We start from the raw sequence: 11,681 nt of genomic DNA, 5'->3' as shown, positions 1-11,681 counted from the left end.
TATCGGCCGTGCGACAGCGACTCGACGCCGTCCCCGACGACCTCCGCGCGATCGTGATGGCCGCCCGATCCGAGCAGATCACGTTTCTGGCGGCGGCGGTCGCCTACTACGCGTTCGTCTCGCTGATCCCGCTGTCGCTGCTCGGGCTGGTGATCGCCTCGGTGACGGGCACTGCCGTCGAATCACAGGTCGAGCGTCTCGTCGAGGAGTTCCTGACGCCCGACGCGCAGGCGTTGCTCACGGAGGCGCTGACGGCCGATGCCGGCCGGAGTGGTGCGACGCTGATCGGCTCCGTCGTGTTGCTCTGGAGCGGCCTGCGGCTGTTTCGCGGACTCGACAAGGCGTTCGCGCAGGTGTACGGCACCACCGACTCGAAGACGCTCGTCGACGAGATGCGAGACGCCATCGTCGTCGCGGTGGCGGTCGTCGTCGGCGTCGTCTCGATGGCCGTCGTCGGCACGGTGATAGAACGAATACCGGCCGGCGACATCGCGCCCCAGATCGGTTTTGCGGTGCTCGTCGCCACGCTCGCTGTCGTGTTCTACCCGATGTACCTGCTCTTGCCCGACGCCGACATCGGGTACGAAGAGGCGTTGCCTGGGACGCTGTTCGCGGCGCTGGGGTGGGTCGCGCTCGGCGTGGGGTTCCAGTTGTACTCGGCCAGCACCGGCAGCGTGACCGCCTACGGCGTGCTCGGCGGGGCGTTGCTGCTGGTGACGTGGCTGTACTTCGGCGCGCTGGTCGTGATGCTCGGCGCGGTCGTCAACGCGGTGCGTTCCGGACGGCTCGACGCCGACGACGCCGCCGCGATGGATTACAGCCCGGGCTACAATCCCGACGAACAAGATCGAAACGAGATGACAGCGAGCGTCGGCAACGCCCCGAGTAGCGACGAGGTCGCCGACGCGCTCGACGCCGACAACGCGGGCAGCGCGGGCGAGACAGCCAACGGACCGGTCACAACCGGCGACCCCGGCGACGACCACACTGGGACAGACCGGCAAGTACAACGTGGTGGCGCTCGACAGCCTGACACATCTGAAGCGATGACTGGCGAGGACTCATCTGAGCGACCGGACGACGCCGGCGGGTCGAAGACCGGGCCCGAGGGCCCCGAAACCACGGACGGCGGCCCCGAGGCGGGGACTAACGCCCCGGACGAAACAGCGGGGGAGCCGTCCGACGCGCCGGACGACCCCACCGCGTCCGAGCGGGTCCGGCCCGGAACGGCGCCGGCCAGCGAAGTGGCGCGACTGAACAGCGAGATCGCCGATCTGCGCTCGGAGCTCGACGAGTTCGAGGACAGCGTCGACGAGCGGACCGTCGACCGCGACGAGTTCGAGAGCGACCTCAAGCGCTACGTCCGCCGGCGCGTCCGGCGGGGCCACGCGCGGGGCTGGGGGCCCTACGTGGTGTTGCTGTACGGCACCGCCATGACGATCGCGGCGTTCTACACGCCGTATCTCGAAGGCGGCTGGGCGATCTTTGCGATGCTCGTGATCTGGCTGTCGACGCTGGGGCTGTACGTCCTGATGGTGCTCGTCGGGACCGGCCTCTCGCTGCTCGGCGTCCCCGGTCGCCTCAGAAACGCGATCGGCTCGTGGCGCTCCTGAACCCATGTCAATCGCTCACACCGGCATCGACCTGCTCGGAAGCCTCGGCGTCAAGACGGCTCAGTCCGTCGGCGCCGATGACGTGCTGTCGGCGGGCGCCGAGCGAGTGCGATCTGCCGGTGTCGAGACGGCCCAGTCGATCGGCGTCGAAACGGCCCGAGCAGTCGGCGCGCTGTCGGTCGATGTCGAAATGGTCCAGTCGCTACTGCCCGACTGGAGCGCGACGGCGTGGCTGCTTGCGACGCTGCTGGGCGAGGTCTGGGTGCTCGTCATCGCGCTGACGGCGGCGTACTGGTTCACCGGCCGGGACGAGGTCGGGGCGCTGTTCGGCGTCGTGCTCGCCGCGCTGTCGGTGACACTCGCTCTCAAGGTCTGGCTCGCACACCCGCGGCCGACCGCCGGACCGCTGGCGCCGGCTGAAGCCGTTCCGGAACTGTTGCGCCCGCTGTACGAGTCCGAGACCACAGACGCCTCGCCGGGATTCCCGAGCGGGCACGCGACCGGCGCGACAGTTACGTGGGGTGCGCTCGCGCTCGTTCTCGAGGCGGGACGCCGACGCCACCGCCTCGCGGCCGCCGGCGGCGTGATCACGCTGGTCTGTCTCTCGCGGGTTGCGCTGGGCGTCCACGCGCCGATCGACGTGGTCGCCGGCGTCCTGTTGGGCGCGGCGTGTCTGGCCGTCGCGGTCCCGCTGGTTCGCCGCGCCGACGATCCCCTCGCCCCGGCGTTCGCGGTCGCCCTACTCGTGAGCTTGCTCGCCGTCCCGATCGCCGGCGTCGGCAGCGAGGCCGCCAGCGCGCTGGGTGCCGCGATCGGCGGCGTCGCCGCCCGTCTCGGCGTCAGTGGCGATGCCGCTCCATTTCCTGCCACGCCGACCGGGGCGGGCGTCGCTGCGGTCGCACTGGCGGCGATTCTCGCGGTCGGGCTCAGCGTCGGAACGCTGGCCGGCGATCCGGCGGAACCTGTCGTCTCGACCGCGCTCGTCGGCTCTGGCCTGCTCGCTACGCCGTCGCTCCGCGGGTAGGCCTGATCAGATCTGCTGTTCTCGTCGCTTCGAATTGTGATGCTCGGCGACCCGCGCCCCATCAGCGACGCCGCGGCGTCATCGGCGTCGACCACCGAATCCGGGACTAGTCTTTTTGAGGGACGGCCGCGTAGGGGTCTCCCATGAAGTTTGTTATCGTGGGGTATGGTCGAGTCGGCATCCGGACCGCGCGCATCCTGCGCGAGGAGGGCCACGAGGTGATCGTCGTCGAGAACGATCCCGACAAGATCGACCGGGCGCGCGATGAAGGGTTCGAGACGATCGAGGGCGACGGCGCCGAAGACGCCACGTTCGAGGGGATCGACCTGTCGACGGTCGACGCCGTCGGCGGGCTGACGGGCGATCTCAACGTCAACTTCGCGGCCTGCATGATCGGCAAGCACCACGGCTGTCGGACCGTGCTGCGCATCGACGAGGACTACCGCGAGGACATCTACCAGAAGTACGCCGACGACGTGGACGAGGTGATCTACCCCGAGCGACTGGGCGCCGCGGGCGCGAAGACGGCGCTTTTGGGCGGGGACTTCAACGTCCTCTCGGATCTGACCGAGAAGCTCCAGCTCTCGGTGTTCACCATCGGCGACGGATCGGGCGCCGTCGGAAGCCGGGTGAGCGAGGTCGAGTTACCCGAGAGCGCTCGAATCTACGCCCACGGACGCCAACACGAGTCGCTGACGATCCCCCTGCCGGGAACGACGCTCGAATCGGGCGATCAGGTGGCCGTGATCGTCGACGCCGAGAGCGTCTCAGACGTGAAAACCGCGCTGGCTGGCTGAGTTAGTCGTCGGCGTCGAGTTCGACGCGTCGGCCGTTCTCGGCCGAGTCGTAGACGGCCTCGACGACGCGAAGATCGGTGAGACCGTCCCGACCGTCCGGACCGGGACGGCGACCGGTGAGCACGTGATTCGCGAAGTACGCGACTTCTTCACAAACGTCGTCGACCGGAGCGCCGGTGTACTCCATGCGCATGTCGCCACATTCGACGGTGACTTCCTGTGGAACGTCGCCGCCGTAGGGCGAGTCGATCGAGATCGAACCGTCGGTTCCGACGAGCTGCAAGTGGCTGTCGGGCTGGCCGTCGAACGTCGTCGAACAGGAGGCGACGACGCCGGAGGGAAACGTCAACTGAAACGCGGCGTGTTCCTCGACGCGGTCGAACGCCGACCCCCAAGCGTTGGTGACGCCCTGCACGGTGACCGGATCTTCGTCGAGGAGAAACCGGATCGCGTTGATCGGATAGACGCCGAGGTCGATCGTCGCGCCGCCGCCGGCGATCGACGGGTCAAGCCGCCAGTGGTCGTCGTCGTGGCCGTCGAGCAACTTCGTAGCGAACGTGCTGTGGACCTGTACCGGGCGCCCGATGTACCCCTCCTGCACGAGTTCGCGGGTGCGACGCGTCGCCGGTTCGACGTGGAGTCGATAGGCGGTCATCAGCGTGACGCCGGCGTCCTCGCAGGCGTCGACCATCGACCGGGCGTCGGCGACACTGGTCGCAAGCGGCTTCTCGCAGAGGACGTGCTTGCCGTGCTTGGCGGCCGACTCGGCGTATTCGCGGTGGAAGGCGTTCGGCGCCGCCACGTAGACGGCGTCGTAGTCGTCGGTCGCCGCACCGGCGTGAAACTCGTCGTATCCGACGACGGCCTCGATGTCGTACTCCCGAGCGACCGGGTCGGATTCGGAGACGGTGTTGCTCACGAACACCGTCGTCTCGGTCTGCTCGACGGTGCTGATCGCCGGCAGCGCCCGGTTCTTGGCGAACGTTCCGACGCCGACGACGGCGAACCGGAGCGGCCCGCGATCGACCGGACGGTGCCAGTCGCGGCGGTCGAAGGCAGCAAAGTGATGACCGACCGCGCCGGCGTGTTCGCTGGGGCTTCCGCTCATACGGACGATTCGACGGGACGAGACAAAATCGGCCGGGGTCGCCCAACACGGGCGACCCCTCAGGCACCGAGCTGGGCGGCGCAGTTCCGGCAGTACGTGTAGGTGGGCTCGCGCTCGTTTCGCGCGCCACAGTGGGGGCAGACGATCACTCCCTCCGCGACCGGGCCGGGGGCATCACCGGGCGCGTCGAACTCCTCGGCGGCTTCCGAACCCTCACCGGAACCGCGTCCGTTCGGGACGGCGCCGTTGAGCTGGCCGGCGTCACGAAGCCCCGATGCGGGGACCGAACGGCGGTCCCGGTTCCGGCGGAAGTAGTAGTACAACAGTAACTGCACGACCGCGAGGAACGTCGCGTACAGTACGACCCACTGCCAGACGTCCATCAGTGTGGTGTACGGTCTCACACAACTTGATTGTTCGGTGCGATTGCCACCAGTCCAGAATGATTATTAATAGTCGAGTGAGAAGGACGACGGTAGACGGTACTGATTCACAATCGAACGGCGACCGGCTCCGATCAGACGATGGGTGACGAATCGACTGACGATCCGACGCACGGTAGATGGAGTTACGCGACGTTTTTCGTCGTGATAGCCGCGTATGTCGTCGCCGCGGTCTGGCTGTCGATCGGCGTCAACGCGCTGTCGGGTGAGTGGATCGTCGGCTCGTACTGGTTCGGAGCACTAGTGGGGCTGATTGCGGTCGAACAGGCGCTCGAACGCTGGCTATTCTGATCGCGGTCGGGAGTTAGTTCGGCGGTTCGAGGTCGCGCTGGAACTCGTCGAACGGCTCGAAATCATCGGGAAGGTCGCGTTCGATCCGGCGCTCGTCCTGTCGGTTGGCATTGACGCCCTCGGCGTCGAGCGGCGTCGCGACCTCCTCCCAGCCCGGCTTGATCTTGACGCTCGTCGCCGGCGTCCCGACGGCGACGTGATGATCCGGGATGTCCCCCTGTACGACCGACCGAGCGCCGACGACGGCGTTCTCGCCCACGCGACAGCCCGCCCGAACCATGGCGTCGTAGGTGACCCGCGCGTCGTCCTCGACGATCGTGTGGAAGTTGTCCACCTGCGTCTGGTCGACGAGGTCGTGGTCGTGACTGTAGAGGTGGACGCCGTCGGAGATCGACACGCGGTCGCCGATCGTGAGCTTGCCGCGGTCGTCGAGATGAACGTCGTCGTGGATCACGACGTTGTCGCCGACCGAGATGTTGTGGCCGTAGGTAACCGAGATCCCCTTGAAAAATCGGCAGTTTTCCCCGCACTCGTCGAAGAGGTGCTCGCCGAGCATCTGACGAAATCGCAGTGCGAACTCGACGTTGTCGGCCATCGGCGTCGCGTCGAACTGGCGCCAGAGCCACTGGAGGTGCTTTGACTCCCGGAACGTCTCCTCGTCTTTTTCAGCGTAGTACTCGCTTTCGAGCGTGGAGTTACAGGGGTCATAGCCCTGCAGTCGGACGCGCTCGGCTGGTGAAACGTCTTCGCCGGCCTGCCAGCGCTCGTAAGCGTCCCGGTCGCCGTGTAAGTCGACGAGCACGTCCTCGACGACCGAACAGGTGTCTTCGTCAGAGGAGAGCCGTTGGTCTACCTCCTCGATAAACGCCTCGAGACCCGCTTCGGCGTCCTCGGGGAGGCTGACGTGGCGCTTGGTCATTGCCCTTCCTTGCTCACCGCCGTTAAAATGGGTTTCCGTCGGGGCCGCGCTCGCCGCGAGCGCGACGACGCCGCGTGGCGACGCCGCGGCGGCACTGGCTCACTGCTCGCCGAACAGTTCGTCCATCGAGGCGTCGATGGGGACGGACGACTCGGGACGGTCGGCGGAGGCTGTCCGTTCGGGGTCGACGCCGCGAACGAAATCCTCGAACTGCTCGGGGTCCGGGCCGTCGTCGGCGACCGATTCGTCGTCCAGTGCCGCGACCTGCTCGGGGTCGACGGCGTCGATCTCGTCGGTGCTCGCTGCAAATGGCCGATCACCGGTTCCCGACTGATTCCCGTTCTCGCTGGTCATGGAGCAACATTTCATACTCTACTATAATAAATGCATGTATTTTCTAAACATTAATAACTAGACTTTAACAGAGAACCAAACGGCATCAGTGAGTGTCCGAAACCACGCTGTCATGCCCGAATGACATCGTGAGGGGCAGTTCAGAGAATGGCGCTTCTCACCACGTATGACCCTGACCCTCGGCGAGGGTACGTCCGTTACCGGGCTGGTCTTTGACTCGGCTTGCGAAGATGGGATGATGTCAGAAACGAATCGGAAGTTCCTGCTGGCGAACCGTCCCGACGGACGACCTGACCGCGACACCTTCGAGCTCGTGGAAGAAGACGTTCCGGAGCCGGGACCGGGCGAGGCGCTGGTCCGGACGCTGTATCTCTCTGTCGACCCCTACATGCGCGGCCGGATGGACGCCGGCGAGTCCTACGCGGAGGCGTGGGCGGTCGGCGAGCCGCTGCAGGCCGGTGTCGTCGGCGAGGTCGTCGACGAGCGCGGAACCGGCTTCGAGGCGGGCGATGTCGTCACCGGCAATCTGGAGTGGGCCGACTACGCGACCGCTCGGGGCGCCGAACTGCAGCCGGTTGATCCCGAAAACGGCCCCGTCTCGACGGCGCTGGGCGTGCTGGGGATGCCCGGCCGGACGGCCTACTTCGGGACCCGCGAGGTGGCCGACGTAGCGGCCGGCGACACGTTCGTCGTGACCGGCGCGGCGGGCGCGGTCGGCTCCGTAGCCGGCCAGATCGCGAAGCTCTCTGGCGCTCGCGTGGTCGGCTTTGCCGGCTCGGAAGAGAAGGTCGCCTTCCTCGAAGACGACCTTGGCTTCGACGCGGCGATCAACTACAAGGAGACCGACGACTACGGCGCCGCGCTCGACGAGGCTGCCCCGGAGGGCGTCGACGCGTACTTCGACAACGTCGGTGGCGAGATCACCGACGCCGTCTTCACGAGACTGAACGTGGATGCCAGCGTGGCGGTCTGCGGACAGATATCGCTGTACAACGCCCAAGAGCTGCCGACCGGCCCGAGAAAGCTGCCAGCGCTGATCGAGTCGCGGGCGACGGTCGAAGGGTTCCTCGTCGGCGACTTCGCCCCGCGATTCGAGCAGGCGACGCGCGACCTCGCAGCGTGGGTCGGTGCCGGCGAGATCGAGTACAGAGAGACGGTGACTGAGGGTCTGGAGAACGCACCCGACGCCTTCCTCGGGCTGTTCGAAGGCGAGAACATCGGCAAACAGCTCGTGAAGGTCGGCGAGCGGAGCGAGTAAGCGGGCAGCGGTCTCGGCAGTGACTTCGGAATGGCGCCGACGAGCGGGAATCCGCACGCGCTAAGTGGTCCCGTTCCTAACACACGCGCATGCACTACCGAACGCTGGGCGACACCGATGTCGAAGTGAGCGAAGTCGGCTTCGGCGCGTGGGTCGTCGGCACGGACTGGTGGGGCGACCGGTCGGACGAGCAGGCGATCGATATGGTCCGCCACGCGCTCGACCGGGGGATCACCTTCTTCGACACCGGCGACGTGTACGGCCACGGCGCCAGCGAGGAGATCATCGGTGAGGCGCTCGGCGACCGCCGCGAGGAGGTCACTATCGGCACGAAGGTGGGCTACGACTTCTACAACAACCCGCAGGCGGGCCACGGCGAGCTCCCCAAGGAGATCACGCCCGAGTGGATCGAGACGGCGCTCGACCGCTCGCTCGACCGGCTCGACACCGACTACGTCGATCTGCTGCAGGTTCACAACGCCAACGCCGCCGAGGTCGACGACGACGTGATGGAGCTGCTCGACGAACTCGTCGAGTCGGGCCGCGTCGACTCGATCGGCTGGGCGCTCGGCCCCTCGATCGGCTGGCTCGCCGAGGGCGAAGCCGCCGTCGAGCGCGAGTTCGACGCCGTCCAGACCGTGTTCAACCTGTTCGAGCAGGGACCGGGAACGCACTTCCTCGACGCGGTCGAGGAACACGACGCCGACACGAGCGTGCTCGCGCGCGTCCCCCACTCCTCGGGGCTGCTCAACGAGCAGGTCACGCCCGACACCGAACTCGGCGAGGGCGACCACCGCTCGCACCGCCCGCAGGAGTGGTACGAGACCGGCTGGGACAAGTTGGAGTCGATCCGCTTCCTCGAACGGGACGGCGAGCGCACGATGGCCCAGGCGTCGATCCAGTGGCTGCTCTATCACGACGCCGTCGCCTCCGTGACGCCGACGTTCCGGACGACCGACGACATCGACGCGTGGGCGGCCGCCAGCGACGTTCCCGCGCTGTCGGACGAGGAGTACGAGCGCGTGCAGGAACTGCACGAAGAGAACTTCGGCATCACGCGGGACGACGGGATGGACAGCTACCGCTCGTCGGTCGGCGGCCAAGACGTCGAACGGGCCGGCCTCCAGCCCAGCGCGGGCGACTGAGCGGTCGCTTCGGCGTCGACGAGCGTCGGTTCGTTCCTGATTCAGTTCGATTGTCAGTCCGTACCGAACCCCTCCGTTTCACTTCGAAATCGCACTACTGCGATACCATTAGATCGAAAAGAACCACTTTCACTCCGCAGTCGGACGCGTCACCACGTCTCGACGACGCCGTCACGAACGTCCTCGGCACAGCCTCGGCAATCGGGATGGTCAGGGTCGAAACACTCGGGACGCCCGTGGTCGTCGAGGCCAACCGAGCGCCGTTCGGCGTACCGGCGGCAGACGATCCGCGCCTTGCCGTCCTCATCGCGGGGGAGCGACGCCGTCGTTCGACCCTCCTGATACGCCTGTCGGGCCTCCTCTAGCTGGCGGCCAGCCCCCCTGAGCGTCCGGGAGACGAACCGGCGGACGCGGTCGCGATCAGCCACGCCGACCACCGACATCGGTCATACGAACGAGTTGCAGGCCGGCACACTAAGGTCCATCGCAGGTGCGCACGAGGGCGCCCTGAATCCCGGTGCTTTGGAATCTGATAGCTCGCCAAGATGCCCGCATACAGCACCCTTATCGCCGTTTTCACTTTCGCCGCGGCTGCCACAGGTTTATGTACGAACGGGGCCAACCGAGTAGTGTCTCCCACTGAAAACAGAGCGGAGACAGAGCAAACCATGAGTGATCTTCGAGAGCACGCGGAAGACATACACGAACAGTTTGCGGACCATCTGGACATCGAGGTCGACGACGTCGAGTCGCGCCTGTCGAATCTGGTCGACGAGTACAGAGTGCCAGTCGACGAGGCGCGCCGCAGCGTCACCAACCACTACCTCGACGAGGCGGGCCTAGAGCGCGACGCCCTTGGCGGAGGTGGCGGTGGCGGCGGCAGCGAGCTGATCGCCGTCGGCGACATCGACGAGGACGAGGCGTGGCACACGGTCGAAGCGAAGCTCGTCGACCTGTGGGAGCCCCGCAGCGAGTCGATCGCACAGGTGGGCCTGCTCGGCGACGAGAGCGGGACGATCAAGTTCGTCAAGTGGGCCGCGTCCGATCTTCAGGAACTGGAGGAGGGCGCGGTCTACCGTCTGGGCAACGTCGTCACCGACGAGTACGAGGGCCGGTTTTCGGTCAAGCTCAACAGCACGACGACGGTCGAGGAGCTCGACGAAGATATCGAAGTCGGGGACGACGCCGAGGAGATCGAGGGCGCGCTGGTCGACATCCAGAGCGGCAGCGGCCTCATCAAGCGCTGTCCCGAGGAGGACTGCACCCGCGTCCTGCAGAACGGGCGCTGTAACGAACACGGCGAGGTCGAAGGCGAGTTCGACCTCCGGATCAAGGGCGTGATCGACGACGGGCTCGACGCCCACGAGGTCATCTTCGATCAGGAGGCGACCGAGAACGTCGCGGACATCACCCTCGACGAAGCCCAAGAGATGGCGATGGACGCGCTCGACACCGAGGTCGTCGCCGACGAGATCTCCGACACGCTGCTCGGCACGTACTACCGCGTTTCGGGACCGGTGTTCGGTCGGTACGTGCTCGCGGACGAGGTCGAGGAACTGGCCGGGCCGACAGATGTCGAGGAGACGCTGATCAAAGCGAGGTCGATCTAACATGAGCGATGCACCCAGCCGAGAGGTCGCGCGACGCGCGTTCGCAACCGAGTTCAACGACGCGAGCTACACGTTCAAGGAATCCGACGACGAGCGCGCGCCCGTCTACGCCTTGCTGCCGACGGGCGAGCGCGTCAATCGCGTGTTCTTCGCCGGCACGCTCACCGAGAAAGAGGACATCGGCGAGGACAACGAGTACTGGCGCGGCCGGATCGTCGATCCGACGGGGACCTTCTTCGTCTACGCCGGCCAGTACCAGCCCGACGCCGCCGCGATGTTGCGGGATCTGGAACCGCCCGCGTACGTCTCGGTCGTCGGCAAGCCTCGCACCTACGAGACCGACGAGGGCGACGTGAACGTCTCCGTGCGACCGGAGTCGATCACCGTCGTCGACGCCGACGTGCGGGACCGCTGGGTCGTCGAGACCGCCCAGCGCACGCTCGACCGGATCGAGAACTTCGACACCGACGCGAGCGAGTACGCCGCGATGGCCGACGAAGAGTACGAGTTCCCGATCGAGAACTACCGCCGCGAGGTCGTCACCGCGCTGGAGGACCTCGAAGACGAGCAGGAAGCCGCTGCGGATCCGGCCTAGCCGGCCACACCCGCCGGACGTTTTTCAGCAGACACGCCATGCCGCCGCTGGGCGTCGTCTGACAAACGATTAAGTGCGTTCAGCAAGAGGTAGTCGGTAGCATGGGCAACAAGAACAAGACGATCTCGTTTCGCGTCAACGAGGACGACTTCGAGTCGCTACGGGAGATCGCCGAGGAGCGCGACATCTCGCTGTCGGCGGTGTTCCGCGACTACGTCGACATGCTCGTTGCCCACGACGGTCAGATCGAGGTCGTCCCCGAACACGACCTCGACAGCGCCGTCGACGAGAGCGACGACGACGAGTTCCCGCCGAAGGTCACGGTACCGAAGAGCTTCGTGCGCGAACACGAACGTCTCGAACTCGAAGCCGACCACCTGCGGGAGCAGTTAGACGAGTACAAGCAGTACGCGACCCACCTGCGCGAGCGCGTCGACGACGACGCCGACGACGTGATCCACCTCGAAGATTTAGACCGGGACGACGCCGACGACGAGACGCTCCACCTCGGCTAAATCGCGCAG

At 66.5% G+C, this 11,681-nt stretch carries 14 protein-coding genes; 9 read left to right on the top strand and 5 right to left on the bottom strand.

Translation table 11 applies throughout. The annotated features are described in order from the left end of the window. Positions 1–8: 8 nt before the first annotated feature. From CRO01_RS14615 to CRO01_RS14605, 3 genes are all read left to right on the top strand, one after another. Positions 9–1,613, top strand: a complete 1,605-nt coding sequence (locus CRO01_RS14615; RefSeq protein WP_143824968.1) for a YihY/virulence factor BrkB family protein — start codon at positions 9–11, stop codon at positions 1,611–1,613. A gap of 4 nt (positions 1,614–1,617) precedes the next feature. Then, a complete protein-coding gene (locus tag CRO01_RS14610) occupies positions 1,618–2,637 on the top strand; it encodes a phosphatase PAP2 family protein (RefSeq protein WP_097009908.1) in 1,020 nt (339 codons plus the stop codon). Between the two features lie 143 nt (positions 2,638–2,780). Further along, on the top strand, positions 2,781–3,434 hold the full coding sequence (locus CRO01_RS14605; protein ID WP_097009907.1) for a potassium channel family protein: 654 nt from the start codon (positions 2,781–2,783) through the stop codon (positions 3,432–3,434). Position 3,435: 1 nt separating this feature from the next. Here the strand turns inward: CRO01_RS14605 and gfo6 are convergent, their stop codons facing one another. Continuing rightward, positions 3,436–4,542, bottom strand: a complete 1,107-nt coding sequence (gene gfo6, locus CRO01_RS14600; RefSeq protein ID WP_097009906.1) for a D-xylose 1-dehydrogenase Gfo6 — start codon at positions 4,540–4,542, stop codon at positions 3,436–3,438. Between the two features lie 59 nt (positions 4,543–4,601). After that, the gene (locus CRO01_RS14595; RefSeq protein WP_097009905.1) at positions 4,602–4,925 is read right to left on the bottom strand and encodes a DUF7577 domain-containing protein; all 324 of its coding nucleotides are present in this window, start codon (positions 4,923–4,925) and stop codon (positions 4,602–4,604) included. A 204-nt stretch (positions 4,926–5,129) separates the two neighbouring features. On the opposite strand from CRO01_RS14595, the gene CRO01_RS16735 reads away from it, so the two are divergent. Continuing rightward, a complete protein-coding gene (locus CRO01_RS16735; RefSeq protein ID WP_179747504.1) occupies positions 5,130–5,276 on the top strand; it encodes a hypothetical protein in 147 nt (48 codons plus the stop codon). A 13-nt stretch (positions 5,277–5,289) separates the two neighbouring features. Here the strand turns inward: CRO01_RS16735 and CRO01_RS14585 are convergent, their stop codons facing one another. Both CRO01_RS14585 and CRO01_RS14580 read right to left on the bottom strand, forming a co-directional pair. After that, on the bottom strand, positions 5,290–6,195 hold the full coding sequence (locus tag CRO01_RS14585) for an acyltransferase (RefSeq protein ID WP_097009903.1): 906 nt from the start codon (positions 6,193–6,195) through the stop codon (positions 5,290–5,292). Between the two features lie 99 nt (positions 6,196–6,294). Next, complete coding sequence (locus CRO01_RS14580) at positions 6,295–6,549, bottom strand: hypothetical protein (protein ID WP_097009902.1); 255 nt, start codon at positions 6,547–6,549, stop codon at positions 6,295–6,297. A gap of 238 nt (positions 6,550–6,787) precedes the next feature. Here CRO01_RS14580 and CRO01_RS14575 point away from each other — a divergent pair, with 238 nt between their 5' ends. Both CRO01_RS14575 and CRO01_RS14570 read left to right on the top strand, forming a co-directional pair. Then, the gene (locus tag CRO01_RS14575; RefSeq protein ID WP_097009901.1) at positions 6,788–7,807 is read left to right on the top strand and encodes an NADP-dependent oxidoreductase; all 1,020 of its coding nucleotides are present in this window, start codon (positions 6,788–6,790) and stop codon (positions 7,805–7,807) included. An 89-nt stretch (positions 7,808–7,896) separates the two neighbouring features. After that, positions 7,897–8,952 carry an aldo/keto reductase gene (locus tag CRO01_RS14570; protein WP_097009900.1) on the top strand — a complete coding sequence of 352 codons (1,056 nt, stop codon included), beginning with the start codon at positions 7,897–7,899 and terminating at the stop codon, positions 8,950–8,952. Between the two features lie 149 nt (positions 8,953–9,101). Here CRO01_RS14570 and CRO01_RS14565 read toward each other — a convergent pair whose 3' ends face one another. Further along, positions 9,102–9,395 (bottom strand): DUF7091 family protein, encoded by a 294-nt coding sequence (locus CRO01_RS14565; protein WP_097009899.1) that lies wholly within the window; start codon positions 9,393–9,395, stop codon positions 9,102–9,104. Between the two features lie 225 nt (positions 9,396–9,620). On the opposite strand from CRO01_RS14565, the gene CRO01_RS14560 reads away from it, so the two are divergent. The 3 genes from CRO01_RS14560 (at position 9,621) to CRO01_RS14550 (ending at position 11,672) form a co-directional block, all read left to right on the top strand. Next, positions 9,621–10,562 carry a replication factor A gene (locus CRO01_RS14560; RefSeq protein ID WP_097009898.1) on the top strand — a complete coding sequence of 314 codons (942 nt, stop codon included), beginning with the start codon at positions 9,621–9,623 and terminating at the stop codon, positions 10,560–10,562. 1 nt (position 10,563) lies between these two features. Continuing rightward, a complete protein-coding gene (locus CRO01_RS14555; protein ID WP_097009897.1) occupies positions 10,564–11,157 on the top strand; it encodes an RPA family protein in 594 nt (197 codons plus the stop codon). A 101-nt stretch (positions 11,158–11,258) separates the two neighbouring features. Further along, the gene (locus CRO01_RS14550) at positions 11,259–11,672 is read left to right on the top strand and encodes a ribbon-helix-helix protein, CopG family (RefSeq protein WP_097009896.1); all 414 of its coding nucleotides are present in this window, start codon (positions 11,259–11,261) and stop codon (positions 11,670–11,672) included. Positions 11,673–11,681 lie beyond the last annotated feature (9 nt).

It is taken from the genome of Natronoarchaeum philippinense, assembly GCF_900215575.1.
Lineage (GTDB): Archaea > Halobacteriota > Halobacteria > Halobacteriales > Natronoarchaeaceae > Natronoarchaeum > Natronoarchaeum philippinense.
The sequence above is the reverse complement of the archived record's forward strand: the minus strand, read 5'-3'. Positions and strand labels throughout refer to the sequence as shown.

Excerpts from the sequence above, each read along its gene's own strand:
- CRO01_RS14610 (WP_097009908.1), top strand. The coding sequence starts at position 1,618 with ATGTCAATCGCTCACACCGGCATCGACCTGCTCGGAAGCCTCGGCGTC.
- CRO01_RS14605 (WP_097009907.1), top strand. The coding sequence starts at position 2,781 with ATGAAGTTTGTTATCGTGGGGTATGGTCGAGTCGGCATCCGGACCGCG.
- gfo6 (WP_097009906.1), bottom strand. The coding sequence starts at position 4,542 with ATGAGCGGAAGCCCCAGCGAACACGCCGGCGCGGTCGGTCATCACTTT.
- CRO01_RS14595 (WP_097009905.1), bottom strand. The coding sequence starts at position 4,925 with ATGGACGTCTGGCAGTGGGTCGTACTGTACGCGACGTTCCTCGCGGTC.
- CRO01_RS14585 (WP_097009903.1), bottom strand. The coding sequence starts at position 6,195 with ATGACCAAGCGCCACGTCAGCCTCCCCGAGGACGCCGAAGCGGGTCTC.
- CRO01_RS14580 (WP_097009902.1), bottom strand. The coding sequence starts at position 6,549 with ATGACCAGCGAGAACGGGAATCAGTCGGGAACCGGTGATCGGCCATTT.
- CRO01_RS14575 (WP_097009901.1), top strand. The coding sequence starts at position 6,788 with ATGTCAGAAACGAATCGGAAGTTCCTGCTGGCGAACCGTCCCGACGGA.
- CRO01_RS14570 (WP_097009900.1), top strand. The coding sequence starts at position 7,897 with ATGCACTACCGAACGCTGGGCGACACCGATGTCGAAGTGAGCGAAGTC.
- CRO01_RS14565 (WP_097009899.1), bottom strand. The coding sequence starts at position 9,395 with ATGTCGGTGGTCGGCGTGGCTGATCGCGACCGCGTCCGCCGGTTCGTC.
- CRO01_RS14560 (WP_097009898.1), top strand. The coding sequence starts at position 9,621 with ATGAGTGATCTTCGAGAGCACGCGGAAGACATACACGAACAGTTTGCG.
- CRO01_RS14555 (WP_097009897.1), top strand. The coding sequence starts at position 10,564 with ATGAGCGATGCACCCAGCCGAGAGGTCGCGCGACGCGCGTTCGCAACC.
- CRO01_RS14550 (WP_097009896.1), top strand. The coding sequence starts at position 11,259 with ATGGGCAACAAGAACAAGACGATCTCGTTTCGCGTCAACGAGGACGAC.